The organism is Paracidovorax avenae ATCC 19860 (assembly GCF_000176855.2).
In the GTDB taxonomy this organism is placed as follows: Bacteria; Pseudomonadota; Gammaproteobacteria; order Burkholderiales; family Burkholderiaceae_C; genus Paracidovorax; species Paracidovorax avenae.
The window spans coordinates 2561021-2587351 of record NC_015138.1 but is presented as its reverse complement, the minus strand read 5'-3'; the positions used below and the strand labels follow the sequence as shown (position 1 = coordinate 2587351).

Sequence of the window (26331 nt, the reverse complement as noted above, 5' to 3'; positions counted from 1 at the left end):
GAGCGGCATCATCCCCTGCCGACGAACGGCATCTTGGTGGCCATCACCGTGTGGAACAACACATTGGCCTCCAGCGGCAGCTCCGCCATGTAGAGCACCGACTTCGCGACGATGTCCACGTCCATCAGCGGCTCGGCCGCGATCTGGCCATTGGCCTGGGGCACGCCCTGCGTCATGCGTTGCGCCAGTTCCGTGCCCGCATTGCCCACATCGATCTGCCCCACCGCGATGTCGTACTTGCGCCCGTCCAGAGAGGCGGTCTTGGTCAGCCCCATCACCGCGTGCTTGGTAGCGGTGTAGGCAATGGAGTTCGGCCTCGGGGCATGCGCCGAAATCGAGCCATTGTTGATGATCCGCCCGCCCCGCGGGTTCTGCGACTTCATCACCCGGAATGCCTCGCGCAGGCAATAGAACATCCCGTTCAGGTTGATGTCCACCACGCGCTTCCATTCATCGATCGGCAGCTCCTCCAGCGGCACGGCAGGCGCGCCCACCCCGGCGTTGTTGAACAGCAGGTCCACGCGGCCGAACCGCTCCACGGCCTGCGCGAACAACCGCTCCACGGCCTGCGGATCCGCCACGTCCGTCGGCACCGCCAACGCGCGATCGGGCGCACCGCCCTCTTCCACCACGGCCTGCAGCAACGCTTCGCGGCGCCCGGCCAGCACCACCGACCAGCCGGCGCCCAGCAGGGCCAGCGCCGCCGCCTTGCCGATGCCCGAGCCGGCACCCGTCACCACCGCGATACGCGGCGTTCCGTTCGAAACCTTCATCGTCCTCGTCCTCTTGCTGGATGCACATCGCCCCAAGGTGGGGCCGGGAGACTCCAGGCATCCCGGCGCCCTGCCCGGGCTCAGCGGCGCGACTTGCCCCGCTTGGCCGCTCCGGAGCGGCGCCCGGAGCCCTTGGCTGCCGCCTTGCGCGGTGCCGGCTGGGCGTCCTGCGAGCGGGCGGGCCTGGAATCGCCCTTGCGGGCCTTGCTGCGGCTGCGCTCCGCCCCCGCGCCATCCGCGGACGGCGGGAGCATGGGCTCCGCCGGCTCGCGACCTCCGCGGCCACGGGAATTGCGCGCGGGCGCCGGCGATTCCTCGCCCTCGCGCACCAGCCGGAAGTCGATGCGGCGCCCATCCAGGTCCACGCGGCTCACCTGTACGCGCACCCGCGTGCCGATGGCATAGCGGATGCCCGTGCGCTCGCCGCGCAGCTCCTGGCGCGCCTCGTCGAACTTGAAGTACTCGCCGCCCAGCTCCGTGATGTGCACCAGTCCCTCGACGTACATCGCGTCCAGCGTCACGAAGATGCCGAAGCTGGTGGCGGCCGTGACCAGGCCGCTGAACTCCTCGCCCAGGTGCTCGCGCATGTACTTGCACTTCAGCCACGCCTCGACATCGCGGCTGGCCTCGTCGGCGCGGCGCTCGTTGGCACTGCAGTGCAGGCCGGCGGCCTCCCAGGCCTGCACCTCGCGGACCGCGGCGGCGGACAGCGGCTTGCGTGGCTGCTGCGTCGGCGCCGGCACGCGCGCGGCGAGGCGCTTGGCCAGCTTGGCGTGGGCTTCCCCCGGCACCGGCAGCGCCGGCAGCCGGTACTTGGTCTGGCCCAGGATGGCCTTGATCACCCGGTGCACCAGCAGGTCCGGATAGCGCCGGATCGGGCTGGTGAAATGCGTGTAGGCCTCGTACGCCAGCCCGAAATGGCCGCTGTTCACGGGCGTGTAGATGGCCTGCTGCATGGACCGCAGCAGCATCGTGTGGATCTGCTGCGCATCCGGGCGGTCCTTCGTGGCCTCCGCGATGGCCTGGAAGTCTCCGGGCTTCGGATCGTCTCCGATCGTCATGCCCACGCCCATCGCCTTCAGGTAGCCGCGCAGGATCTCCTGCTTCTCCGGCGTGGGCCCCTCGTGCACGCGGTAGAGCCCCGGCTGCCCGCCCTGCGCGATGAAGTCCGCGCTGCACACGTTGGCCGCGAGCATGGCCTCCTCGATCAGGCGGTGGGCATCGTTGCGCGTGCGCGGCACGATCTTCTCGATGCGGCCGTTGTCGTCGCAGACGATCTGCGTCTCGGTGGTCTCGAAATCCACGGCCCCGCGCGCGTGCCGCGACGACAGCAGCGCGCGGTACACGTCGTGCAGGTTCAGCAGGTCCTGAACGCGCGCCCGGCGCTTCGTCGCCTCCGGCCCCCGCGTGTTCGCGAGGATCGCGGCCACTTCCGTATAGGTGAAGCGCGCATGGCTGAACATGACGGCCGGATAGAACTGGTAGGCATGCACCTCGCCCTTGGCGGTGACCAGCATGTCGCACACCATGCACAGGCGCTCCACCTCCGGATTGAGCGAGCACAGCCCGTTGGACAGCTTCTCGGGCAGCATCGGGATGACGCGGCGCGGGAAATAGACGCTGGTGGCCCGGTCGTAGGCATCCACGTCGATGGGACTGCCCGTCTCCACGTAGTGGCTCACGTCGGCGATCGCGACCAGCAGCCGCCAGCCCTTGGCGCGGCCGACGCGCGCCGGCTCGCAATACACGGCATCGTCGAAGTCGCGGGCATCCTCGCCGTCGATGGTCACCAGCGGCACGTCGGTCAGGTCGATGCGGTGGCGCTTGTCCTGCGCGCGCACCTTGTCAGGCAGGCCCCTGGCCTGCGCCAGCGCCTCCTGCGAGAACTCGTGCGGAACCCCGTACTTGCGCACGGCGATCTCGATCTCCATGCCGGGATCGTCCACCTCCCCCAGCACTTCCGTGACCCGGCCCACGGGCTGCCCGAACAGCGCGGGAGGTTCCGTCAGCTCCACCACCACGACCTGCCCGGTCTTGGCCGAGCCGGTCGCGCCCTTGGGGATCAGCACATCCTGGCCGTAGCGCTTGTCTTCCGGCGCCACCAGCCACACGCCGCTTTCCTGCAGCAGGCGACCGATGATCGGGTGATGGGGGCGCTCGATGATCTCGACGATGCGCCCCTCGGGCCGGCCGCGCCGGTCATGGCGCGCGATGCGCACGCGCACGCGGTCCTTGTGGAGCACCGCCCGCATCTCGTTGGCGGGGATGTAGATGTCGGCTTCGCCGTCGTCGCGCTGCACGAATCCGTGGCCGTCGCGATGGCCCTGCACGCTGCCTTCGATTTCGTCATCGGAGTGAGCGATGTTTGCGACGGCTTTCGTTTTTTTGATATACAATCTGAGTCTTTCCTGAAATGCCCAGGTGGCGGAATTGGTAGACGCACTAGTTTCAGGTACTAGCGAGTAACATCGTGGAGGTTCGAGTCCTCTCCTGGGCACCAAGTTTAACGAGAACCAGACCGGTTTTCCGGCAATCGAGCCGCTTCCTTGTGAAGCGGCTTTTTTGTTGGTGGAGGCGCCGCCGGGCCGCCGCTTCGAATCGCGGTGGTCATCGAGACAGGCTCTTCAAAGTTTTTTCAAAAAAATCGTCAACTTGCCCGGAGCGGCAAAAAAAGACGCTAGAATTCAAGGATTCCTGAGATGCCCAGGTGGCGGAATTGGTAGACGCACTAGTTTCAGGTACTAGCGAGTAACATCGTGGAGGTTCGAGTCCTCTCCTGGGCACCAAAATTCAAAAGCCGCTGCTAACCCAGCGGCTTTTTCTTTTTCCGCCTGCGGCAGGCACCGGCCTGACGGCATGTCCGCAAAGCGCACGACCAGTCCGGCACCAGCCTTCCCTGTCGTCGCCATATCCAGGGCCAGCCATGCTGCAGCGTGACCAGGGTTGCCCCTCGGCACTGCCCATACATCCCTTCCCCATTCCAGTGACATATGCGGCACGCCGGCTGCTGGCAGGCGCGTGCAGCCGTGCCTCCCATGGCAAGGAACTGGATGCATGCATCGTGCGATGCATGCCATGCGGGGCATGAGGACCGACAGAATGCGCCCGGAGCACCGGGCGCAGGGCACGCCGGAGGCACGGACGGATCCGCCCCCGGCAGCCAGAGGGGCGATCAGCCCTTGAGCAGTGCCTTCAGCGCCTGCTGGAAACGCCGCGCATTGCCGGGCTCGCTCGAGCTGGCGAGCACGCGCGCGGCGTCCTGGGCCCAGGTCTGCGCCGGCGGCGGATCGTTGCGGCGCGTCAGCAATTGCAGTTGCAGGGCACGGCGCGCGGGCAACTGCTCCGCGGGCGTGGGCACCTCGGCCGCCATCTCCAGCCGCAGCAATGCCTCGGACGCATCGCCTGCAGGCCCCGACGACACTGCCTGCGCCCAGGTGCTGCGCACGCCGGCGGGCACCTGCGATCCCAGTTCCTGCGCGGACGGCAGCTGCGACGCGTCGCGCTTCTCCCATGCTGCGAGCAGCTGGGTCAGCGCTTCGCCGTGCGCCTGGGCGGCCAGCCTGCGCAGCGCTGCCTGGGCATGCTCCTGCGCCTCGCGCTGGGCGCGGAACGCGGCGTCGCCCAGGCGAGGCCCGCGGGCCTGCGCCGTACGGTCACGGTCGCCGAAGCGGCCACCGCGGTCACCACCCTCCCGGCCGTCGCGACCGTCACGTCCAGGGCGGCCGTCCCTGCGGTCCCGCTCGCCGGGGCGGCCCGGGCGGCCTGCCGGAGCGGGAACGTCGCGCTTGGCGCCCGGGCGGTCATCGCCACGCACCGCCACCACGGGACGTGCGGGCTTCGGCGCCGCGGCGGGCGCAGCGCCGGCGTCGCCAGTCGCCTCCGTGCCTTCGGCCTGGGCCGCTTCGGGGGTGGCAGCCTGTGCAGCGGCGGCGGAATCGGCCGCTGCCTGCTGCTGGCCCCGGACGGCCGCTTCCAGCGCGGCCAGCGCCGTGCGGATCAGCTGGGCATCGCCGGAGGCATTGGCCTCCTCCACCGCCTTGGACGCATCCAGAACCGCCCGGTCGTGGGCGCTCATCTCGCCCGCGGCCTTCTGGCGATCGGCCGTCTTGCGGTTGAAGGCCTCGTCGATGGGCTTGCGGAACGCATCCCAGAGCTTCTGCTCCTGCTTGCGGTCCAGTGGCACGGACTGGGCCTCGGCCTGCCAGCGCTGCTGCAGCGCCTTCACGGCATCGATGCGCAGCGCCGGTGCGGCGCCCAGCGCCACGGCCTCGTCGATCATGGCATGGCGGCGCGCCAGGCTTTGCTTCTGGGCCGCCTCCAGCGGCGCGGCCGCTTCGGACAGCACCTGCTTCCACTGCGGCTGCAGTTCGGCATAGACCTTTTCGTTCACGTGGCCGCCTTCGCGCCAGCGATCGGAAAACTGGTGCAGCGCACGGCTCACCTGCTTCCAGTCGGGCTGCGCGCCGTCCGCTGCCTGCGCGGCCGTCCAGGCCTGCAGTTCCTGGATCAGCGCCAGGCGCTGCGCCTTGTGCTCGGCCGCGTCGGCACGCACCTTCTCCAGCCAGGCCTCCACCACCTTGTGGGCGGCATTGCAGGCCTCGTCGAATTTCTTCCAGAGGGCGTGATTCGCCGGGCCGCCCTGGTCGGTCTGCTTCCACTGCTCGCGCAGCTGGCGCAGGCTTTCCTGGATCTTGCGGCCACCCAGCGCCTGGCCTTCGGGGCGCTTGAGCAGTCCTTCCGCCTTGGCCACGAGGTCCTCGCGCACCTGGTCGGCGCTCCAGCGCTGCCAGCCCTGCAGCTCGCCCGCGGCAACGAGCGCAGTGTGCACGTCATGCTCCAGGGCCGTGTCGATATGGCGGCCGTGCTGCTTCAGCACGGTGCGCAGGGCCGTGGCGGCACCGGCAGATGCCTTGCCATGGCCCTGGGCGGTTTCTTCCTGCAGCTTGGCCAGCGCGGCGCGCACGGCCTGCTCGGCTTTCTCGCGCACCGCCGGATCGGTCTTGGCCGCCGCACGGGCGGGAGCCGCCGGCGCAGCGCCGGAAGCCGCCGCATCGGCCAGCGGCTCGCCGCCGCGCGCGATGCGCAACTCCTCCGCCCAGACCGGCACGGGGGGCAGCGGCGCCTCGGGGTTCTCGGCAGCGGCCGCCGCCTGCGCGATGGCCGGCTGGAACGCGTTCCACACCACGAGCAGTTGCGTGCGGGAGGCGTCCAGCTGGGGCGGGAAGCGGGCCTCGACGCTGGGCCATGCGGGATCGCCCGACAGCTCGTCGGCCTGCTGCTGCCAGCGCTCGACATCGGTGCGCAGCGCCTCCAGGGCCGCCTGCGCGTCGCGCCAGGGCTTGGTGGAGAGCACGTCGATGCGCTGGGCCAGCAGGACGGCCGCCTCGCGCTGCACCTGCACGCGGTGCTGCAGATCCTCGATGACCTTCATGCGCTCGGCCAGGCGGGCCTTGAGCGATGCCAGGGGCTCGCGGGACAGGGGTGCACCGGCCTTGGCCGCATCGCGCTGCCAGGCGAGCGCGTCGGCGATGTGGAAGCGGGAGGCGTCAAGCAGCGCGGTGGCCTTTTCGGCCCATTCGGCAGCGATGGCTTCCTGGCCCTTGGCGCGGCGGATCTCGTCGAGTCGCTCGCGCACGGCACGGGCCGCGCCCTTGTCGCGTCCGCTCAGTTCCTTGAACACTTCCTGCAACTGCTCGGGCGTGGGCTGGGTCGCCAGCCAGTCGCGGATGCGCGAGGCACGCTCGCCCGACGTGGCGGCGGAAAAGGCCCCGCCCGTCAACGCGTCCAGCGGATGCGGCTCGGAGGCTTTGGCCGGGGCCGGGTTCACTTCAGGGGCGTCAGACATTTTGTTGCGAGAAGAAAAAGGAAACATGGTTCTGGTCAGGAGGGGCCAGGTGCCGGAGGCACCAGCGCCCGTACGCCGGGATCACGGCCCGGCGAGCGTCGAAGGCGCTATTTTGGCCCGGTTTTGTCCGCCGGTCCGGAGATACGCCTGGAGCGCCTGGGAAACGGAGGCCCGGAATACGGCCCGAGCATGCCATATGGGGCCGCACCTCCCGGGTACAACCACCCTCCGCAGGCCGCTTCAGCGCGCGGAAAGCGCCAGCTCCGCCTGGGGCGCGGCGCCCTCCCGGCGCGCATCCACGCGCGGAGCCGCCACGAACAGCCGCTCCAGCGGCACGCCGCGCCGCGCCAGTTCGTCGCGCACCGCCACCGCGCGCGCCTGGGCCAGTTCGCGCAGGGCGCCCTCGGGCACCTTCATCTGGGCCAGCAGCAGCGCCTCCATCTCCGGGACGGGAATGTCCCGCGCCATGCCCAGAAGATTGCGGGGCTTGGGAATGTCCGCGCGGCGGTAGAGCTCCCGCAGGGCATCGGCATAGGCCTGCGCCTGGGCGACGTCCGTGCCCCCCGGGGCCGCCGGTGCGCCCTGCACGTCCGCATCCGCGCGCGCCGCCGGCTGGCGCCGCTGCTGCCATGCCTGCACCTGCGAGCGCAGGCGCTCGCGCTTCCAGCCGTCTTCCTCGGCCTGCGCCACGGCATGGCCGGTCACGGTCAGTTGCAGGGCCGGCCGGTCGCGCAGCGATTGCGCCACCTTGTCCAGCCCCTGGAGAGCCGCGGCGTCCAGTACCGCACTGCCGGGCGCGAAAGCCACGGCCCCCTGCTCTGCCGTCCCGCCGGCGAAGGCCTTGGCCAGCAGCGAAAACGGCGAGGTCACGGCCTTCAGGACCAGGCTGCCCACGGCCCGCAGGATCACCGGCCCCAGGCTGAACTGGGGATCGTTGAGCGATCCGCTGATGGGAAGGTCCAGATCGATCACCCCGTTGCTGTCCGCCAGCAGCGCCGCGGCCAGCCGCACCGGCAGGCTGGCGGAAGCGCCCTCCACGGGATCGCTGAAGGTGAGCTGGTGCAGCACAAGGCGGTTGCCGGCGGTGAGCTGCCCGTCGGGCTGGACCTTGTAGCGAACCTCCATGCTCAGCTTGCCGCGTTCGATGCCATGGCCCGCGTACTTGATGGCATAGGGCGACAGCGGCGGCAGCTCCAGGTCCCGCACCCGGCCCTGGATGTCCAGCGCCAGTGGCTTCGCCAGGGGGTTGATGCGTCCCGAGATCTCCAGCGGCGCCGAGCCCTGGGCCTTCCCGCTGAGCTCCAGCTCCGCCATCGCGGGCTCGCCACCTCGAGGTGGAGGCTCGGAAGAGAACGCGCCGATGCGCCCCGCCAGATCGCCGAGATCGGCGGAGTAGTTGGGCTCGATGAAGTAGTCGGTGAAACGCACGGCCCCCGCGGACAGCACCACCGGCCCGAAGCGCAGCACCGGGCCGGCACGGGAAGCCGCAGCGGCCTGGGTCGCCGGGGTCGCCGGGGTCGCCGGGGTTGCCGGGTCGGCAGCCGTACCATCGGCTGCCGCGGGGCGGGCAGCTGCGGCGCCGCTGGCGTCGGCCTGCCCAGGGACCGGTTCCGGCCGGGAGGATGCTTCCGGGCTGCGAACCAGGTCCTGCAGGTTGAGCCGGCCGTTCTTCTGCAGCACGATGCGCGCGAAGAAATCCCGCAATGCCGTTTCCCGCACATCCACGCGCGCGGGCGCGCCGGGTGACATCTCCCATTGCACGCCCTGGAGGGCCAGATTGCGCCAGCGCAGCAATTCCTCGCCACGCGGCTGTGCGGGCGGAGTTCCCGCACCCGCTTCCGGCGCCGGGGTGGGGGCCGGCGCACGCACGCGCACCTCGTCCAGCGCAGCATTGCCGCGCACCGAGGCCTTCGCTCCCGCGGCCGTGGCGGCATAGTCCACATCGCCTTCGAAACCGGCCTCTGCCCGAACGATGCGCACGTTCAGCCATGGGGCAGCGTACGGCTCCAGCAGGTGCAGGGGCAACTGCTGGGCCTGCAGGCGGCCCTGCACGGCCAGGGGGGCCATCGTCAGCCGCCCCTCATACGCCAGGCGGCCGGGTTCGCGCCGACCAGCCTCCCACTGTCCCGACAGGGACAACTGCACCGGCACAGCCGGGCCGCCGGCCGCCTGTGGCCAGCGCACCCCCCGGGCCTGCAGGGCGATGGCAGACCAGCGCAGATCCACCGGCGATGCAGGCACCGCGTCGCGCAAGGCCACCGCCCCGCTCTCCACCGCCACCTCGCCCAACCGGACGGACCAGGGGGCATCGCCACCTGCGGACCGAGCCTCCCGGGGAGGGGCCCGGTCGGCCTCGCCCTGCCGTAGCCAGGCATCGAACATCCAGCGCCCTTGCACGTCGCGCTCCGCGCGCAGCCGCGGTGCCCGGGCAACGGCCCTCTCCACGGACACGGCGCGGGCGGGCACGTCGATCCACGCATTCTCGATTTCCAGCCGTTCTGCCTGCACCCAGGCGCCCGGCGGCGTTCCCGGGCCCGCCGGCGTACGGCCCGCCTCGGCGGATGGCGCCGCGCACGACCCGCCGGCCGGACAGGCCAGGGTGACCCCATCCGCCACGAACCGCGCCACTTTCGCCACCAGCGCACCGTTGTCGTGGTTCCAGGCGACACCGGCGTCGGCGTCGATGACCGCTCCGGCGCGCGGCGCGAATGCACCCGCCGCATAACCATCGACAGCCGACAACGGCAGGCCGCGCAGCGACGCGGCCACCTGCCCTCGCCCAGGCCATGCGGTCCCCGCCACCCGCAGCGTCGCGGGCACCTCCCCAGCTTCGCTGGCACCGGACCTGCTGGTCGCTCCATGGGCTGCGGGCTGCATGCGGGCCTGCAACCGGAACGGAATCCCGTCCTTCCATGGCCAGGACAGCGACTGCGCCTGTGCTTGGACACCGTCCCATGCCATGGCGACCGGGCGCGCCGCGCGCTCGTCGCGCCATGCCAGGCGCCCTTCCCGGACCGCGACGCGGTCTATCGCCACCTGCCAGGCCCCGGAAGACGGGCCGGCACCGCTGGCCGCCGGCGTCGCGCGTGGGGCACCCTGCGCGCCACCGGCGCCAGCCGCCGCAGCCCAGTCCCACTGCCCCTGGGCGTCGCGCCGCACCGCGATCTCCGGCCCGGACCATTCGACCGAAGCCAGGTGCGCCGACCTGCGCAGCGGCTCCACCGATGCCGCATGGACATCCAGCGACTGGAACGCGACGGGCGCGCTACCCGGCGGCCCGTCCAGGCGCACGCCGGACAGGCGCGCATGCCCGCCCACGGTCAGGCGCGGCTCCGGCCCCTGGAGGAATCCGATGTCCAGCTCTGCCTCAAGAGTCCCGGCCTGCGGCCGCAGGGGCACTCCCGCGGGCCAATAGGCACGCAGCGGAGACAGGTCCAGCCCCCGGATACGCAGCCGGGCCTGCGTGTTGCGGTCTTCCGAGAACGGCGTGCTGCGCGCTCCGGTATCGAAGGTGCTGCCATCCAGGCTGAAAGCGAGCCGCGGCGTCACCGTGACCTGCCGGTCGGCGGGCAGGTTGCTCAGAAAGGGAATGCCGAGTTCGAGCCCCGTCAGCCGGTGCGTCTGGTCCGTCGTCCGGTCGGTGAACTCGACCGCGCCATCGCGCAGGGCCAGGTTGTAGAGCGCGAACCGGCCGCCACCGCCCTCCCCGCCCCCCGGGCGGGCGGCGCCCAACTGCAGCAGGTCGTCGATGTCGTAGCGGCCATCCTGTCCGCGCACCACGCGCAGCCGCGGCGCGTCGATTTCCAGCGCGTCCAGCACCGGCGCCCAGCGCACCAGGGACTGCATTTCCATGTCTATATAGAGGCGCCGGATTTCCGCCTGGGCAGGGGCGCCGGGAGCCGCTGCCGCTAGGGCGATGTCATGCACGGTGAGCTCCAGCGTCCAGGGGCGGAAATCCACCTTTCCCACGGTGACGGCGCGTCCCGCGAAACTGCTGCCCCAGCGCTCCAGCCCCCAGCGCACCAGGGGCGGCACGGCCAGCCAGGCCAGTGCCCATACCAGCAGCAGCAAGGCGACGCCGCCGGCGACCCTGCGCGCGGCGACGGCCGCAGCGGCCCGGCGTGCATGCAGCCGTCCACCCGCGGGATCCTGCGCCCGCTCCCCGTTTGATTCGATTGCACCCATGGCCGGGATTGCAGCAGATGCGCGGCCCGGCAAACCGTAACAAGGTGAAAAACAGAAAGCCCGGCAGGGCTTGATGGCCACTGCCGGGCTTGACGGCTGACACAACGGTCTTTTGCCATCGTTTGCACCATGGAGGGTGAAGGTCCATGGAGCAGGAGGCAAGGTATTGCCTCCGAGGGTTTGCCGTGGAAGATTCCACCTGCCCAACCAGGGCACTGCATGCCGCTTGGATGGTGGTTTCCGCTTCGTCGGGCGATGCCTGGTCACTGCCAGACGCCTCCAATTTATCCAATCCGCACGAGACGTCCAACCGATATTCGCTATCGATCGCAGCATCTCGATTGTTCAAAACCTCCCGCCCCGTCCGGAGTGTCACAAGGGTTTCATGGCCGAGTGCACGAAAGCACTGCCGGGCATCCGAAAACTGTGTTTGCATCCATGCTTTTTAGAATAAATTGATCTAATGAATAGCAACCTTAGTATTGACCTGGCATTTGGACCCCTCCTAGAATCCGCCAGCTTCGAAAACCGAGGCTGACCACTATCTCCATCGCTGCCGAATCCGGCGAAGTCGTTCCCCCTGCACCGCTGCGCAGGCTGTTTCCACGGGAACTGGATGGCGTACCAATCCAGGCGAGATGCCTGGCACGGGAGACCCCCACCACGGGTGTCACCCGCAACAGGCCTCGACTCAGAAAGGAAGAGCTATGACAGCGTCAGGACGGGTGATCGGCGGAGTGCAGACCTTCGCATCCGATGTGATCGACGGTTTCCTCGAAATCACCCACAGCAGTTTCGCCCTGGTCGGGCTGACGGTCGCGTTCGGCGCGATCACCCTCACCGCCCGCCCGGACCTGCGGCAGGCCGGAGAGGAACAGCTCATGGGCTGGCTGCAGGCGCGCCAGGTGGCGGTGGTCGGCGTGCCCACGGAGCCAGAAGCCAGCGAGCGTGCCACGGCCACCAATCCCAAGGACCTGCCCAAGGAGCAGGCCGCCGTCGCGTTCTGGCTCAGCAAGAAATACCGCGTGGCGCCCGAACCCCTCGCCGCGCTGGTGTCGGAGGCCTACGAGATCGGCGGCCGCACCAAGCTCGATCCCACGCTCATCCTGGCCATCATGGCCGTGGAGTCGAGCTTCAATCCCTTCGCGCAGAGCGCCGTGGGCGCCCAGGGCCTGATGCAGGTCATGACGCGGGTGCACACCGACAAGTACGAGAACTTCGGCGGCCATTTCGCCGCCTTCGACCCGGTGAGCAACCTGCGCGTCGGCGTCCGTGTGCTGCAGGAATGCATCGCCCGCGCCGGCTCCCTCGAAGGCGGGCTGCGCTACTACGTGGGTGCCGCCAACCTGGCCGACGACGGCGGCTACGCGATCAAGGTCATGGCCGAACACATGCGCCTGCGGCAGGTGGCCAACGGCCGCAACGTGCCCATCTTCACGCCGCCCGCGCCGGCCGCTCCCGCAACGACGCCTCCGATGCTGTCCACCCAGGCTCCCGCGCAGACCACGCTGCCGGCCAAGGCGGCGGGCACCGCCGATGCATCGCCCGCCGCCTCCTCGGGCGAGGACAAGCTCGCACTGCTCACCCCGGGGCTTTGAAGCCCGCGGCGGCGCCATCCCGCCCTGCCGTCCGCTACACTCGAGGGGTACGCGACTGGCGATAGGCGCGGTGCATCCGCGAAGGCGGGCACCGCCGCTGACGTGGAAACCGGCAGGCACTTCATCCTGCGAACCACTGGGAAGCGTGCCGCACGGGCTGCAAGGCCCGTTGTGTTCCGCCGTTCGCCTGGGCAGCCCTTGTTTTTCCAAGGGACACCATTCACAGGACTGCCACGCCATGTACCAACGCAATATTCTTGTCGAACAAGCCGATCCCGAAGTGTGGGCCGCCATCCAGGCCGAGAACCTGCGCCAGGAGCAGCACATCGAACTGATCGCCAGCGAGAACTACGCCTCGCCCGCCGTCATGGCGGCGCAGGGCTCGCAGCTCACCAACAAGTACGCAGAAGGCTATCCCGGCAAGCGCTACTACGGCGGTTGCGAGAACGTGGACGTGGTCGAGCAGCTGGCCATCGACCGCGTGAAGAAGCTCTTCGGCGCCGAAGCCGCCAACGTGCAGCCCAATTCGGGCTCGCAGGCCAACCAGGCCGTGCTGCTCGCCTTCCTGAAGCCCGGCGACACCATCCTGGGCATGAGCCTCGCCGAAGGCGGCCACCTGACGCACGGCATGCCGCTCAACATGAGCGGCAAGTGGTTCAACATCGTGTCGTACGGCCTGAACGAGAAGGAAGAGATCGACTACGACGCGCTGGAAGCCAAGGCGCGCGAGCACAAGCCCAAGCTGATCATCGCCGGTGCATCCGCTTATTCCCTGCGCATCGATTTCGAACGCTTCGCGAAGATCGCCAAGGAAATCGGCGCGATCTTCTGGGTGGACATCGCCCACTATGCCGGCCTGGTGGTCGCGGGCGAATACCCGAACCCCGTGCCCTTCGCCGACGTGGTCACCTCCACGACGCACAAGAGCCTGCGCGGCCCGCGCGGCGGCATCATCCTGATGAAGGCCGAACACGAGAAGGCGATCAACTCCGCCATCTTCCCGGGCCTGCAGGGCGGCCCGCTGGAGCACGTCATCGCCGCCAAGGCGGTGGCCTTCAAGGAAGCGCTGGCGCCCGAGTTCAAGGCCTACCAGCAGCAGGTCGCGAAGAACGCCAAGGTGTTCGCCGAGACGCTGATCGAGCGTGGCCTGCGCATCATCAGCGGCCGCACCGAAAGCCACGTCATGCTGGTGGACCTGCGCGCCAAGGGCATCACCGGCAAGGCGGCCGAAGCGGCCCTGGGCCAGGCCCACATCACCATCAACAAGAACTCCATCCCGAACGATCCGGAAAAGCCGATGGTGACCAGCGGCATCCGGGTGGGCACGCCCGCGATCACGACGCGCGGCTTCAAGGAAGAGGAAACGCGCATCACCGCGAACCTGGTGGCCGACGTGCTGGACAACCCGCACGACGAAGCCAACCTGGCCGCCGTGCGCGAGAAGGTGCACGCGCTCACGAGCCGCTTCCCGGTCTATCGCTGACCGCAGCGCAGCCCCGAGACCGCCGCCCCGCAATGAAGTGCCCGTTCTGCAGCCACCCCGAGACGCAGGTCGTCGAAACGCGCGTGGCCGAGGACGGGGACTTCGTGCGGCGGCGCCGGCAGTGCGGGGCCTGCGACAAGCGCTTCACGACCTATGAGCGCCCGGAAGTCAGCTTCCCCAACGTGGTGAAGAAGGACGGCCGGCGCATCGAATACGACCGCAGCAAGCTCATCGGCTCGTTCAGCATCGCGCTGCGCAAGCGGCCGGTGAGCACCACGCAGATCGACAGCGCCATCGAGCGTATCGAGGAAAAGCTGCTCAACCTCGGCCAGCGCGAAGTGCTGTCCAGCCGCATCGGCGAACTGGTGATGCGCGAGCTCAAGAAGCTCGACAAGGTCGCCTACATCCGCTTCGCGAGCGTGTACCGGAGCTTCGAGGACATCGACGAGTTCCGGGCGCTCGTGGACGAAGTGCGCAAGTAGGCGGCCTGCCCGGCGATGCCGGCCAGGCACGGCGCGTCGGCCGTGGTCCTACGCACGGGGCGCCGCACGCACTGCACAATCGGTTGGAACTGCCGCGCATTCCGCAACGACCCGGCACCCTTCCCGATCCCCCGCACCGATCCATGCAGACTGACGCACCGACCTCCCCGTCTTCCGCACATCCATGGCAATTCTTCCGCGCCGGCGGCGTGGACCAGGTCATCATCCGCACGGGCGCGGACATCGCGCACCTGGCCGAACTGGACCAGAAACTCTGGGTGGCGCTGGCCTGCCCCACGCGGGGCGTGGAATTCGACCCGCGCACGCTCGACCTCATCGATACCGATGGCGACGGGCGCATCCGCCCACCCGAACTGCTGGCGGCCTGCGCGTGGGCCTGCGAGCGGCTGCGCGATCCGGATGAACTGGCCCGGCCCGGACCCGTGCTGGACCTCTCTGCCCTGGACGGCTCCACCGAGGACGGGGCGGCCCTTGCGGAGCAGGCCCGGCGCATCCTTGCCCTGGCGGGGCGCGAGGATGCGGAATCCATCACCCTGGAAGAGGTGCTGGCGCGCAGCGAGAAGCTGAACGCCCAGCGCTTCAATGGCGACGGCGTGGTGTCTCCCGCCACGGCCGAGGACGATGCAGAGGCTCGCGACGCGCTGGAGCGCATCATGGCCACCCACGGCAGCGTGCCCGCGGTGGCGGACCAGCCGGCCGGCGTGGACCGCAAGACGGCCGAGGCGTTCTTTGCCGAGGTGGATGCGCTGCAGCAATGGGCGGACGGGGTGCAGGCACATCCGGAGGGAATGCCGCTGGGGGACCGCACGCTGCAGGCAGCCCAGGCGGTACAGGCCGTGCGCCACAAGGTGGACGACTTCTTCACGCGGGCGCGGCTGGCCGCATACGATCCACGCGTGCGCACGGCAATGCACCCGTCGGACGACGACTATGCCGCGCTGGCCCGGATGGAGCTCTCGCCAGGCTCGGACGCCGTGGCGGCCCTGCCGCTGGCACCCTTCACACCCGACGGCACCCTGCCACTGGAACGCGGCATCAACCCCGCCTGGGCGGGTGCCGTGCAGGCGCTGCGCGACAAGGCCCTGGTGCCGCTGCTGGGCGAGCCGGCGCGCGCGTCGCTGTCGGAGGCGGACTGGAAGCGCACGCTGGATGCGCTGTCCCCCTGCCTGAAGCAACTGTCGGCCCGCCCCGCGACCCACCTGGACGCGCTCGACGCGGACACCGTACGCCAGCTGCATGGCAGCGGCGTGCGCGAACGGGTGATGGCGCTGATCGCCCAGGACGAGGCCGAGAAGGCGCACAACGGCCACACGCTGGCCCTGGAAAAGCTGCTGCGCTTCAAGCGGGACCTGCTGCGGCTGCTGAACAACTTCGTCTCGTTCTCGGCCTTCTACCAGCGCGAGGGCGCGATCTTCCAGGCGGGCACGCTCTACCTGGACGCGCGCAGCTGCGACCTGACGGTGCAGGTGGCCGACGCGGGCCGCCACGCCAAGCTGGCGGGGCTGGCCAAGACCTACCTCGCCTACTGCGACTGCACGCGCAAAGGCCGGAAGATGGGCATCGTCGCGGCCTTCACGGCCGGGGATGTCGATTTCCTGTTCGTGGGCCGCAATGGCGTGTTCTACGACCGCGACGGCCTCGACTGGGATGCGACCATCACGAAGATCATCGAGAACCCCACGAGCATCGCCCAGGCTTTCTTCTCGCCCTACAAGAAGTTCCTGCGCATGATCGAGGAACAGGTGGCCAAGCGGGCGGCGGCGAGCGATTCCCGGGTGGAGAAATCGCTGGGTGCCACGGCCGGCAACCTGGCCACCGCGCCCGGCAAGACCCTGGCGACGGCAGCGGCGCCGGCAGGAGCCGCCGGGGTGCCCGACGGGCAGCGGCGCATGGACGTGGGCACTGTGGCCGCGATCGGCGTGGCCCTGGGCAGCCTGAGCGCCGTCGCCGTGGGCATCTTCGCGAAGTTCGTGGACCTGGGCGCCTGGATACCGATCGCGCTGCTCGGCATCGTCGTGGCCATTTCGGGGCCGAGCATGCTGATCGCCTGGCTCAAGCTGCGCCAGCGCAGCCTGGGCCCGATCCTGGATGCGAGCGGCTGGGCCATCAACGGCCGTATGCGCATCAACACCCGCCTGGGCGGATCGCTGTCGCAGACGGCCCACGTGCCGCCGGGGGCGCGCCGGATGCTGAACGATCCGTTCCCCGAGTCGCGCAAGCCGGCCTGGACGGCGGCCTGCGTGGCGGTGGTGCTGGTGGTGGCGGGCGTGCTGGCATGGCGCATGGGCTGGTTCCACCGGCCGGTGCAGGCGCCCACGCCAGCGCCAGCGCCGGCGGCGGCCTCTCAGCCAGCCCTGCCTGCACAGGGCACCGGCGCCGCAGCGCCGGCCTCGGCCGCACCCTAGGGGACAGGCCGGGGGAAAGGCCGGAGCGGCGAATCCGGATTACAGGAAGGACGCCCGGATCGGCGCCACCGCCTGCACCACGTCGCCGCACTGGGCGCGATGCCGCAGGGCATGGTCCATCAGCACCAGGGCCAGCAGCGCTTCTGCGATGGGCGCGGCGCGGATGCCCACGCAGGGGTCGTGGCGGCCCTTGGTGATGACTTCGGTGCTCTGGCCGTGGATGTCGATGGACTGGCGCGGGCTGATGATGGAACTGGTGGGCTTGATGGCGATCAGGGCCTCGATGTCCTGGCCGCTGCTGATGCCGCCCAGGATGCCGCCGGCGTTGTTGCTGGCGAAGCCCTCGGGCGTGAGCGAATCGCCATGCGTGGTGCCGCGCTGGACCACGCTGGCGAAGCCCGCGCCGATCTCCACCCCCTTCACCGCATTGAGGCCCATGAGCGCATGGGCGATGTCGGCATCGAGCTTGTCGTAGAGCGGCTCGCCCAGGCCCACGGGCACGCCCGTGGCCTGCACGCGGATGCGGGCGCCGCACGAATCACCGGCCTTGCGCAACGCGTCCATGTAGGCCTCCAGGGCCGATACATCGGCCACCGGAGCGAAGAAAGGGTTGGCGTGCACGTGGTCCCAGCTTTCGAACGGGATCTCCACCTCGCCGACCTGGGTCATGCAGGCGCGAAAGCGCGTGCCGTATTTTTCCGCCAGCCACTTCTTGGCGACGGCGCCGGCCGCCACGGTGGGCGCCGTCAGCCGGGCCGAGGACCGGCTCCCGCCGCGCGGATCGCGGATGCCGTACTTGTGCCAGTAGGTGTAGTCGGCATGGCCCGGACGGAAGCTCTGGGCGATGTTCGAGTAATCCTTGCTGCGCTGGTCGGTGTTGCGGATCAGCAGGGCGATGGGCGTGCCCGTGGTGCGGCCTTCATAGATGCCGGAGAGGATCTCCACCGCATCGGGCTCGGCGCGCTGCGTGACATGGCGGCTCGTGCCAGGCCGGCGGCGGTCCAGGTCGGCCTGGATGTCGGCCTCCGACAGTTCCATGCCGGGTGGGCAGCCGTCGATCACGCAGCCAATGGCCGGGCCGTGGGATTCACCGAAATTGGTGACTGCGAATAAGGTGCCGAGTGTGTTGCCGCTCATGGCGCCGGATTATCCCAGAGCCATCCGCCGAGCCGGGCCATTCCGACCCAGGTCATTGCAACCGGCAGCCAGCTCAACCACCAGCCAGCAGGCACGGCCCGCGAACGAACACGCCCTCACCCATCAGACGGCCGCGGAGCAGGCCACGCCAGCAGACGCCGTGGAACCGGCTTTGCCGGGCCACTGGCGTCGTCCCCCTTCCCGGCGCGCGCAGCGCGGCGAGAGAAGGGGGAAGGCGCGCAGCGCCTCAGGGGGTAGCTTCCTTCTCCTCAGGCCAGTCACGGATATAGGCCTTCAGCATCTGGTTCTCGAAGTTCTGGCTGTCCACCACGGCCTTGGCCACGTCGTAGAAGCTGACCACGCCCATGAGCATCTTCTTGTCCATCACCGGCATGTAGCGCGCGTGGCGGTTGAGCATCATGCGGCGCACCTCGTCCATCTCGGTCTCGAGCGTGCAGGTGAGGGGCGCGTCGTCCATGGCCGTGCGCACGAGCATGGTGCCCACGGTGCCGCCGTTCTTCACGACGGCCTGGATGACCTCGCGGAAGGTGAGCATGCCGACCAGGTCGCCGTGGTCCATCACCACCAGCGAGCCGATGTCCTTGTCCGCCATGACCTCCACGGCTTTCGCCAGGGGTTCGTCGGCGGTGACGGTGAAGAGCGTGTTGCCTTTGACGCGGAGGATGTCGCTGACTTTCATGGGAGGTCTCCAGGGGGGCGCCGCGCCGCGGGGGCGGGCCGATCGGTGTTTCCTGCGCAATATAGCCCACAATGTTGCGCTGCGATCACACACAGGAGACAACGAATGCCCGGTTATTCCGACCCTGGCTTCGACACGCTGGCGCTGCATGCGGGCGCCGTGCCCGATCCGGCCACCGGCGCGCGCGCCGTGCCCATCCACCTGACGACCTCGTTCGTCTTCGAGTCGAGCGACCATGCGGCGTCGCTGTTCAACCTCGAACGGCCCGGGCATGTGTACAGCCGGATCAGCAATCCCACCAACGCGGTGCTGGAGCAGCGCGTGGCGGCGCTGGAAGGCGGCGCGGGGGCCATCGCGGTGGCGAGCGGCCAGGCCGCGCTGCACCTGGCCGTCAGCACGCTGATGGGCGCGGGCGGGCACATCGTCGCGAGCACGGCGCTCTACGGCGGCTCGCAGAACCTGCTGCACTACACGCTGCGACGCTTCGGCATCGAGACCACCTTCGTGCAGCCGGACGACCTGGAAGGCTGGCGCGCCGCCATCCGGCCCGAGACACGCCTGCTCTTCGGAGAAACGGTGGGCAATCCGGGCCTGCAGGTGCTGGACATCCCGGCCGTGGCAGAGATCGCCCACGCGGCCGGTGTTCCGCTGCTGGTGGACTCCACCCTCACCTCCCCCTGGCTCATGCGCCCGCTGGAACACGGGGCCGATCTGGTCTATCACTCCGCCACCAAGTTCCTCTCCGGCCACGGCACGGTGATCGGCGGCGTGCTGGTCGATGGGGGCACGTTCGACTGGGAGGCCTCGGGGCGCTTCCCGGAGCTCTGCGCGCCGTATGCGGGCTTCCACGGCATGGTGTTTGCCGAAGAGTCCACCGTGGGCGCCTTCCTGCTGCGCGCGCGGCGCGAGGGGCTGCGCGATTTCGGCGCGTGCATGAGCCCGCACACGGCCTGGCTGATCCTGCAGGGCATCGAGACCCTGCCGCTGCGCATGGAACGGCATATGCGCAACACGGAGCGGGTGGTGGAGTTCCTGGCGAGCCACCCCTTCGTGTCGCGCGTCGGCCATCCGATGCTGGAGTCGCACCCCAGCCATGCGCTCGCGCAGCGCCTGCTGCCGCGCGGCGCGGGCTCGGTGTTCAGCTTCGACCTGCGGGGCGACCGGGCGCAGGGCCGGGCCTTCATCGAGTCGCTGAAGGTCTTCAGCCACCTCGCCAACGTGGGCGACTGCCGCAGCCTGGTGATCCACCCCGCCAGCACGACGCACTTCCGGATGGACGACGCGGCGCTGGCGCAGGCCGGCATCGCGCAGGGCACGATCCGCCTGTCGATCGGACTGGAGGATGCAGACGACCTGATCGACGACCTGAAGCGCGCGCTCAAGGCCGCGGAAAAAGCCGGCGGAAAGGCGGGTGCGTGATGCAGGTGATCGTCAACGGCCACGCGGCCTATTGCTATACGGGCGGCAAGCCCTTCGACCCGGCACGGCCCACGGTGGCGATGGTGCACGGCGTGCTCAACGACCACAGCGTCTGGGGCTTCCAGAGCCGGCATCTGGCGCACCACGGCTGGAACGTGCTGGCGGTGGACCTGCGCGGCCACGGCCGCAGCGGTGGCGAGGCGCCGCAGAGCGTGGAAGAGGCCGCGGATTTCATCGTGGCGCTGCTGCGCACCCTGGGCGTGGAGCGGGCGGCGCTCGCGGGCCACAGCTGGGGGTCGCTGATCGCGCTGGAGGCCGCATCACGGCTGGGTGCCGCCGCGACGCACCTGGCGCTGGTGGGCACGGCCTACCCGATGAAGGTGTCGCCCGCGCTCATCGATGCCGCACTGAACGAGCCCGAGAAGGCGCTGCGGATGGTGAATGTGTTCTCCCGCAGCAGCCTCGCGTCGCCCTCGGGCGCGGGCTTCTGGACCTTCGGTGCGGGCATGGCGCTCGGCAGGCGCGTACTGCGCAGCAATCCGCACGTGAACGTCTTCCACCGGGGATTCGTGGCCTGCGACCGCTATGCGGGGGCAGAAGCCGCCGTGACCGCCCTCGCCTGCCCGGTGCTGTTCGCGCTGGGTGCGCAGGACCAGATGACACCGCCACGGGCGGCCCAGGGCCTGATCGCGGCGGCGCGCGCGGCGGGGCTGGACGTGCGCGTGGAGATGCTGCCCGTGGGGCACTCCCAGATGACGGAAGCGCCGGAGGAGACGCTGCGCGCGCTGCGGGCCTTCCTGGGCGCCTGAGGGCTCACGGCCCCGTTTCAGGGAACAGGAACCGTCGCATGCAGCGCACGCCCGCGCGCTACGAACGACGTTCGGAGGCCCCGGGCAGCGCACCGCCCTGCGGGTGAGCCGCCACCAGCTGCGGCGCGAGCAGCCGGCACAGGCCGGTGAGGTCTTCCACCACGGCGGGCTCCGGCCCCTCGTGCGGCCAGGCGATGCCGGCGCGGTTGATCCAGACGGCTTGCATGCCGGCCTGCAGGGCGCCGTGGGCGTCGAGCGTGGCGTCGTCGCCCACGTGGAGCACGGCCTCCGGCGGCACGCCGAGCTGCTGCGCGGCCTCGTGGAAGATGCGCGGATCGGGCTTGGCGACGCCGAAGGTGCGCGCCGTCACGCTCCCCTGGAAGTAATTCCCCAGCCCGATGCGATGCAGATCGGCATTGCCATTGGTGAGCGCCATGAGCGGATAGCGCGGCGCAAGGAATTCGAGGGCGGCGATGGCGTCGTCGTACAGGTCCACCCGCTGGCGCTCCGCGAAGAACAGGTCGTAGGCCGCGTCGGTGAGGGATTCGTCCTCTCCGGCCCGCCGCAGCGCCGCGCGGATGCTTTCGCGCCGCAGGGCGCTCAGGTCGTGGGAGAGATGGGCATGCGCCTGCACGACCTCGGCGCGGATCACTGCGGCCGTTTCGGCATCGGCCAGCAGCGCGGCCGTGGCCGGGGCACGCGTTCCCAGCCAGTCCCGCAGCACCTGCTCGGCCCTCCGGATGGCTGGCCAGATCGGCCAGAGGGTATCGTCGAGATCAAGGGTCATCGCGCGGATGCGGGCGGTATCGAGCATGGTGGCCGAGAATAGCGCAACCATTGCATCCCCTTCCCTTCCGCCGCCCATGAACGCATCCGCTGCCGACCGCTCCCAGACCGCCCCGATGCCCCGCACCGCCGTGTTGCTGTGCAACCTGGGCACGCCCGAGGCGCCCACCGCGCCCGCGCTGCGCCGCTATCTCGCGCAGTTCCTGTCCGACCCGCGCATCGTGGAGATTCCGCGCGCCGCGTGGCTGCCCATCCTGCACGGCATCATCCTGCGCATCCGGCCGGCCAAGTCCGCGGCCAAGTACGCCAGCATCTGGATGCCCGAGGGCTCGCCCCTGGCCGTGTGGACGGAGCGGCAGGCGACGCTGCTGCGCGGGTGGCTGGGCGAGGCGGGGCTGCGGGTGCAGGTGCGGCATGCGATGCGCTATGGGCAGCCTTCCATCGCCGGCCAGTTGAAGGCTCTGCAGGCCGAGGGCGTGGACCGCGTGCTGGTGCTGCCGCTGTATCCGCAGTATTCGGGCACGACCACCGCAAGCGTGTCGGACGACGTGTGCGCCTATGCGCTGCGCACGCGCCGCCTGCCGGAGCTGCGTTTCGTGAACAGCTACCACGACCATCCCGCCTACATCGACGCGCTGGCCCGCAGCGTGCGCGCGCATTGGCAGCGCGAGGGCGGGCCGGCCGAGCAACTGGTGATGAGCTTCCACGGCATTCCGGAGCGCGCCGTGCGCCTGGGGGACCCCTACCAGCAGGAATGCCTGGCGACCGCCGCGCTGCTTGCGCAGGCGCTGGGCTTGGCGCCGGAGCGCTACCGGGTGACCTTCCAGTCCCGCTTCGGCAAGGCCAAGTGGCTGGAGCCCTATACCGAACCGACGCTCATCGAGATGGCCCGGGGCGGCACGCGCAGCGTGGACGTGATGTGCCCGGGGTTCACGAGCGACTGCCTGGAAACGCTGGAGGAAATCAACCAGGAAGCGCGCGAGGCCTTCCTGCATGCGGGTGGCCAGGAATTCCGCTACATCCCCTGCCTGAATGCGGACAGCGCCTGGATCAGCGCGCTGAGCCGGATCGCGCAGGAGCACCTGTCGGGCTGGGATACCGGCGCACCGGCAATGGCCTCGGTGCCCGGCCTGGCCCGCTGAGCGGCCGCACCACGAGGCCCGCGCCATGTTCCGATTGCGCCTGTCCCTGGCTTTCGCCACCCTGGTCGCGCTGGTGTGCGCGCAGGCGGCCTTCGTCTATTGGGGCGCGAACCGCGTCTACAACTTCGCCCAGCACAGCCGCCTTGCGAGCGACATCCTGACCGAGCTGAACGAACTGGCCGCCAACAAGCAGCGGCTGCGGGTCTGGGCCTCGCAGCGGCTCATGAACGTGGACGCCTCGGTGGAGGTGCGCGACACCCTGCTCTCCAGCATGCGCAGGAACGCCGCACAGTTGCGGCAGCTGACAGAGCGCGACGGCGCCCTGTGGGCCGAGATGGCCGAGAACGAGGGGATCGCGATACCGCCCGAGGTGCGCGAGCTGGGAGCGGCCGCGCGGCTTTTCGACGACAACATCGCGGCCGTGCAGGCCCGGCTGGTGCGCCTGCAACCGCTGCAGCCGGGGTCGGAATTCTCGTCCGTCTGGCAGGAGCTGAACCAGGTGTTCGACATGGCCGACGGCCGCGACCTGCGCGAGCTGCTGAGCGGCGCCATAGCGCGCCAGCGCCGCGCCGTGCCCATCGCCCGCGCCGATACGGAGCGCGGCCTGCGGGAGCTGCGCACGCAGGCCGTGGGCATGGCCCTCCTGACGCTGGCCACCGCCATCGTGCTGGCGCAGCAGCTGACGCGCCGCCTGCAGCGCCCCCTGGACCGCCTGCTGGCAGGCACGCGCGCGCTGCAGGCCGGTGCGCTGGACCACCGCGTGGAAACCGGTTCGCGGGACGAATTCGACCGGGTCGCCGAGCATTTCAACGCCATGGCCGCCGAACTCCAGGAGCACCGCCGCGCGGCGGATGCGGCGCGCCGGCGCCTGGAGGATGCCGTGGAGGCACGCACTGCCGAACTGCGCACCGCCCACGAGGCGCTCCAGCGCAATGACGAGCGGCGCAGGCAACTGTTCGCCGACCTGAGCCATGAGTTGCGCACGCCCGCCACGGCCATCCGCGGCGAGGCGGAAATCGCGCTGCGCGGCGGCGTGCGACCGGCGGAGGAATACCGGCAGACCCTGGAGCGCATCGTCGGCGCCGTGGAGCAGCTCACGGGGACCGTGGACGACCTGATGCTCGTGGCACGCACGGAAGCCGATCCGCTCGCCATGCGGCCCGGGCCGGTCGCGCTGCACGGGTTGCTGCGCGATGCGGCCGAACAGGCCGAGGCGCTGTGCGCCCTGTACGGGGTGCATCTGCGGCTGGAGGCGCCGGCCGCGTGGCCCGGCGGGCAGGCGGGCCCTACGCTGCACGCGGATGCCGACCGCCTGCGCCAGGCCCTGATGATCGTCCTGGACAACGCCGCGCGCTATTCCCATGCCGGTGGCACCGTCCACCTTGGATGGCGCGCGGAGGACGAAGGCGGCATCGGCATCGAGGTGCGCGACGAAGGCATCGGCATCGACGCGGAAGAACTCCCGCGGGTGTTCGACCGGTTCATGCGCGGCAGCCGGGCCCGGGCGCACCGCGCCGACGGCACGGGCATCGGCCTGTCCATCGCCCGCGCCATCGTGGAAGCACACGGCGGATCGATGTCCATCGGGCCCGTGCAGCCCCGCGGCACCCTCGTCGGCATCCACCTGCCGGCCGCATGCGTGGCCGGCTTGCACACGCCTGCGGCGCCTGCATGCGCCGCACCGGCGGAGGACAGCCGATGAGCATCGCGCAGATCCTGGTCGTCGAGGACGATCCCCGCGTCGCCGATTTCCTGCAGCGCGGCCTGCGCGCGGAGGGCTACGGCGTGCAGATGGCGCGCACCGGACCCGAAGGGCTGGAGCTCGCCCGCGCAGGGGAAGCGACACTGTTGATCCTCGACGTGATGCTGCCCGGCATGACCGGGCTGGACCTGTGCCAGTCGCTGCGGGCCGAAGGCGGCCAGGTGCCGGTGCTGATGCTCACGGCCCTGAGCAGCATCGAAGACAAGGTCGCAGGACTGAAGCTCGGCGCGGACGACTACCTCACCAAGCCGTTCGCCTTCGAGGAACTGCTGGCGCGCATCGAGGCGCTGCTGCGGCGCGGGCGCGAGCAGCGCCCCCGGGCGACCAGGCTGCAGGTGGCGGACCTGGTGCTTGACCTGGAACGCATGCAGGCCAGCCGCGCGGGCCGTCCGATCGCGCTCACAGCCAAGGAACTGGCCTTCCTGGAACTGCTCATGAGCGCCCCGGGCCGTCTCTGCAGCCGCGAGCGCATCCTCTCCAACGTGTGGGGCATGCACGAGGACCCGCTGACGAACGTGGTGGATGTCTATGTGCGCCGCCTGCGCAGCAAGATCGACGAAGGACACCCTCTGGCACTGCTCAAGACCGTGCGCGGGCTGGGCTACCGCCTGGACGACGGCGAGGCCTAGGCGCAAGGCACGCCGCCTCCACCAGGGCGGCACGTTCAGGCGGTGCGTTCATGCAGCGTTCATGTGCGCGTCAGCCGGGCTTCATCGCACGGCAAGGGTTGCGTTCATGGGCGCGCCGAACAATGAAGTCCTGCCCCGCCCTGGCGGGCGACGCCGCCCACCAACGGCGACCTGTTCGACTTCCCGAGGACAACTCCATGACCCTGATCCGCGCAACTTCCATCGCAGCCGCCGTGCTCGCCCTCACGGCCCCCGTATTCGCCCAGGCGCAGGCCGCGGCACCCGGCTGCCAGCCTGTCACCGAGCAGCAGGTGGCGGCGCTGTTCGACCGCTGGAACGCATCGCTGCGCACGCTTGATGCCGACAAGGTGGTGGCCAACTATGCGCCCGATGGCGTGCTGCTGGCGACGGTGTCCAACCAGCCGCGCACGACCACCGCGCAGATCCACGACTACTTCGTGAAATTCCTGAAAGGCCACCCGCAGGGCCGGATCGACAGCCGGACGGTGCGCATCGGCTGCAACGTGGCCCAGGACGTGGGCACCTACACGTTCACCTTCCAGAACGGCAAGGAGGTGCACGCGCGCTACACCTACGTGTACGAGTTCGTCGGCGGCGACTGGAAGATCGCCCACCACCACTCCTCGGCCATGCCGGAGGCGGTCGCCGCCAGGTGACGGACACGGCCCCTTCGGGTTCGCCGCCGCGCGGCGGGCTTCACACCAGGGGCGTGCGCGCCAGGCGACGGGCGTTCGCCACCGCGGCACGGTGGACCGGAACGAGCCCCTTGCCGAGCACGCCGGCCGCGGCATCCTGCCACTGGCGTGCCAGCTGCGGGCCGGTGGCCATGGTCCAGGGCGTCCACCACAGCCGCATCATGCCGGCCGCCATGGCCTGCTGGGCCAGCAGGGTCTGCATGCCCATGGCGGCCCAGGACTGCACGAAGGCCCACTGTTTCTCGGCGACCATGCGGCCGAATTCGCGCCGGTCGCGCTGCGAGGGGTTGGGCCCGGCGAGGGCCATGCGCGCCACGCGGTGCGCGACGACGGGCGGCACGGCCATGGCAAGTTCGGCCCCCTGGCGTGCCAGGGACCGGGTGCGGCGGGATGAAGGACCGGACATGGGGCATTCCTCGAAGTGGCGGCCCCCCACTCT

18 protein-coding genes, 2 tRNA genes and 1 riboswitch are annotated in these 26331 nt (G+C 70.1%); of the genes, 12 read left to right on the top strand and 8 right to left on the bottom strand.

Annotation, left to right across the window (positions count from 1 at the left end; all coding sequences use genetic code 11):
- Positions 1-8: 8 nt before the first annotated feature.
- Together ACAV_RS11420 and rnr are read right to left on the bottom strand one after the other, a co-directional pair.
- Positions 9-773, bottom strand: a complete 765-nt coding sequence (locus ACAV_RS11420; RefSeq protein WP_013594730.1) for an SDR family oxidoreductase — start codon at positions 771-773, stop codon at positions 9-11.
- A gap of 80 nt (positions 774-853) precedes the next feature.
- Positions 854-3169 (bottom strand): ribonuclease R, encoded by a 2316-nt coding sequence (rnr, locus tag ACAV_RS11415; RefSeq protein ID WP_013594729.1) that lies wholly within the window; start codon positions 3167-3169, stop codon positions 854-856.
- Positions 3170-3188: 19 nt separating this feature from the next.
- Here rnr and ACAV_RS11410 point away from each other — a divergent pair.
- A tRNA-Leu gene (locus tag ACAV_RS11410) sits at positions 3189-3273 on the top strand.
- Positions 3274-3474: 201 nt separating this feature from the next.
- Positions 3475-3559: transfer RNA gene (locus tag ACAV_RS11405), tRNA-Leu, on the top strand.
- Between the two features lie 386 nt (positions 3560-3945).
- Here the strand turns inward: ACAV_RS11405 and ACAV_RS11400 are convergent.
- A complete protein-coding gene (locus tag ACAV_RS11400; RefSeq protein ID WP_041828732.1) occupies positions 3946-6645 on the bottom strand; it encodes a DUF349 domain-containing protein in 2700 nt (899 codons plus the stop codon).
- A gap of 213 nt (positions 6646-6858) precedes the next feature.
- Positions 6859-10803: a DUF748 domain-containing protein gene (locus ACAV_RS11395; protein WP_013594727.1), complete on the bottom strand. Its 3945-nt coding sequence runs from the start codon at positions 10801-10803 to the stop codon at positions 6859-6861.
- A 707-nt stretch (positions 10804-11510) separates the two neighbouring features.
- On the opposite strand from ACAV_RS11395, the gene ACAV_RS11390 reads away from it, so the two are divergent.
- The 4 genes from ACAV_RS11390 (at position 11511) to ACAV_RS11375 (ending at position 16792) form a co-directional block, all read left to right on the top strand.
- Entirely contained in the window at positions 11511-12401 is an 891-nt protein-coding gene (locus ACAV_RS11390) for a lytic transglycosylase domain-containing protein (protein ID WP_013594726.1), read from the top strand.
- Between the two features lie 41 nt (positions 12402-12442).
- Positions 12443-12601, top strand: a riboswitch (ZMP/ZTP riboswitch).
- 38 nt (positions 12602-12639) lie between these two features.
- Positions 12640-13884, top strand: a complete 1245-nt coding sequence (gene glyA / locus ACAV_RS11385; protein WP_013594725.1) for a serine hydroxymethyltransferase — start codon at positions 12640-12642, stop codon at positions 13882-13884.
- A 32-nt stretch (positions 13885-13916) separates the two neighbouring features.
- Entirely contained in the window at positions 13917-14366 is a 450-nt protein-coding gene (nrdR, locus tag ACAV_RS11380) for a transcriptional regulator NrdR (RefSeq protein WP_013594724.1), read from the top strand.
- A 143-nt stretch (positions 14367-14509) separates the two neighbouring features.
- Complete coding sequence (locus tag ACAV_RS11375) at positions 14510-16792, top strand: hypothetical protein (RefSeq protein WP_013594723.1); 2283 nt, start codon at positions 14510-14512, stop codon at positions 16790-16792.
- Positions 16793-16831: 39 nt separating this feature from the next.
- Here the strand turns inward: ACAV_RS11375 and aroC are convergent, their stop codons facing one another.
- Positions 16832-17929 carry a chorismate synthase gene (aroC, locus tag ACAV_RS11370; RefSeq protein WP_013594722.1) on the bottom strand — a complete coding sequence of 366 codons (1098 nt, stop codon included), beginning with the start codon at positions 17927-17929 and terminating at the stop codon, positions 16832-16834.
- Positions 17930-18176: 247 nt separating this feature from the next.
- A complete protein-coding gene (locus tag ACAV_RS11365) occupies positions 18177-18629 on the bottom strand; it encodes a CBS domain-containing protein (protein ID WP_011796073.1) in 453 nt (150 codons plus the stop codon).
- Positions 18630-18734: 105 nt separating this feature from the next.
- Between ACAV_RS11365 and ACAV_RS11360 the strand changes: the two genes are divergently transcribed.
- On the top strand, positions 18735-20048 hold the full coding sequence (locus ACAV_RS11360) for an O-acetylhomoserine aminocarboxypropyltransferase (protein WP_013594721.1): 1314 nt from the start codon (positions 18735-18737) through the stop codon (positions 20046-20048).
- Entirely contained in the window at positions 20048-20857 is an 810-nt protein-coding gene (locus tag ACAV_RS11355; protein WP_013594720.1) for an alpha/beta fold hydrolase, read from the top strand. The genes ACAV_RS11360 and ACAV_RS11355 overlap by 1 nt, the downstream gene beginning before the upstream one ends.
- Before the next feature lie 58 nt (positions 20858-20915).
- On the opposite strand, the gene ACAV_RS11350 is transcribed toward ACAV_RS11355, so the two are convergent.
- On the bottom strand, positions 20916-21671 hold the full coding sequence (locus ACAV_RS11350; protein WP_013594719.1) for an HAD family hydrolase: 756 nt from the start codon (positions 21669-21671) through the stop codon (positions 20916-20918).
- 49 nt (positions 21672-21720) lie between these two features.
- Between ACAV_RS11350 and hemH the strand changes: the two genes are divergently transcribed.
- The 4 genes from hemH to ACAV_RS11330 all read left to right on the top strand — a co-directional run bounded on the left by hemH (position 21721) and on the right by ACAV_RS11330 (position 25853).
- A complete protein-coding gene (gene hemH, locus ACAV_RS11345) occupies positions 21721-22785 on the top strand; it encodes a ferrochelatase (RefSeq protein ID WP_013594718.1) in 1065 nt (354 codons plus the stop codon).
- A gap of 25 nt (positions 22786-22810) precedes the next feature.
- Positions 22811-24487, top strand: coding sequence for a sensor histidine kinase (locus tag ACAV_RS11340; protein ID WP_013594717.1), 1677 nt, complete (start codon positions 22811-22813; stop codon positions 24485-24487).
- Positions 24484-25176, top strand: a complete 693-nt coding sequence (locus ACAV_RS11335; RefSeq protein WP_013594716.1) for a response regulator transcription factor — start codon at positions 24484-24486, stop codon at positions 25174-25176. Before ACAV_RS11340 ends, ACAV_RS11335 begins: the two co-directional genes overlap by 4 nt.
- 197 nt (positions 25177-25373) lie before the next feature.
- Positions 25374-25853, top strand: coding sequence for an SgcJ/EcaC family oxidoreductase (locus ACAV_RS11330; protein WP_013594715.1), 480 nt, complete (start codon positions 25374-25376; stop codon positions 25851-25853).
- A gap of 40 nt (positions 25854-25893) precedes the next feature.
- Here ACAV_RS11330 and ACAV_RS11325 read toward each other — a convergent pair whose 3' ends face one another.
- Complete coding sequence (locus ACAV_RS11325) at positions 25894-26298, bottom strand: polyhydroxyalkanoate granule-associated phasin (RefSeq protein WP_041828730.1); 405 nt, start codon at positions 26296-26298, stop codon at positions 25894-25896.
- Between the last annotated feature and the right edge of the window lie 33 nt (positions 26299-26331).

Excerpts from the sequence above, each read along its gene's own strand:
- ACAV_RS11335 (WP_013594716.1), top strand. The coding sequence starts at position 24,484 with ATGAGCATCGCGCAGATCCTGGTCGTCGAGGACGATCCCCGCGTCGCC.
- ACAV_RS11360 (WP_013594721.1), top strand. The coding sequence starts at position 18,735 with ATGCCCGGTTATTCCGACCCTGGCTTCGACACGCTGGCGCTGCATGCG.
- ACAV_RS11355 (WP_013594720.1), top strand. The coding sequence starts at position 20,048 with ATGCAGGTGATCGTCAACGGCCACGCGGCCTATTGCTATACGGGCGGC.
- ACAV_RS11390 (WP_013594726.1), top strand. The coding sequence starts at position 11,511 with ATGACAGCGTCAGGACGGGTGATCGGCGGAGTGCAGACCTTCGCATCC.
- ACAV_RS11325 (WP_041828730.1), bottom strand. The coding sequence starts at position 26,298 with ATGTCCGGTCCTTCATCCCGCCGCACCCGGTCCCTGGCACGCCAGGGG.
- ACAV_RS11350 (WP_013594719.1), bottom strand. The coding sequence starts at position 21,671 with ATGCTCGATACCGCCCGCATCCGCGCGATGACCCTTGATCTCGACGAT.
- aroC (WP_013594722.1), bottom strand. The coding sequence starts at position 17,929 with ATGAGCGGCAACACACTCGGCACCTTATTCGCAGTCACCAATTTCGGT.
- hemH (WP_013594718.1), top strand. The coding sequence starts at position 21,721 with ATGAACGCATCCGCTGCCGACCGCTCCCAGACCGCCCCGATGCCCCGC.
- glyA (WP_013594725.1), top strand. The coding sequence starts at position 12,640 with ATGTACCAACGCAATATTCTTGTCGAACAAGCCGATCCCGAAGTGTGG.
- ACAV_RS11340 (WP_013594717.1), top strand. The coding sequence starts at position 22,811 with ATGTTCCGATTGCGCCTGTCCCTGGCTTTCGCCACCCTGGTCGCGCTG.
- ACAV_RS11365 (WP_011796073.1), bottom strand. The coding sequence starts at position 18,629 with ATGAAAGTCAGCGACATCCTCCGCGTCAAAGGCAACACGCTCTTCACC.
- ACAV_RS11330 (WP_013594715.1), top strand. The coding sequence starts at position 25,374 with ATGACCCTGATCCGCGCAACTTCCATCGCAGCCGCCGTGCTCGCCCTC.
- ACAV_RS11400 (WP_041828732.1), bottom strand. The coding sequence starts at position 6,645 with ATGTTTCCTTTTTCTTCTCGCAACAAAATGTCTGACGCCCCTGAAGTG.
- ACAV_RS11395 (WP_013594727.1), bottom strand. The coding sequence starts at position 10,803 with ATGGGTGCAATCGAATCAAACGGGGAGCGGGCGCAGGATCCCGCGGGT.
- ACAV_RS11375 (WP_013594723.1), top strand. The coding sequence starts at position 14,510 with ATGCAGACTGACGCACCGACCTCCCCGTCTTCCGCACATCCATGGCAA.
- nrdR (WP_013594724.1), top strand. The coding sequence starts at position 13,917 with ATGAAGTGCCCGTTCTGCAGCCACCCCGAGACGCAGGTCGTCGAAACG.
- ACAV_RS11420 (WP_013594730.1), bottom strand. The coding sequence starts at position 773 with ATGAAGGTTTCGAACGGAACGCCGCGTATCGCGGTGGTGACGGGTGCC.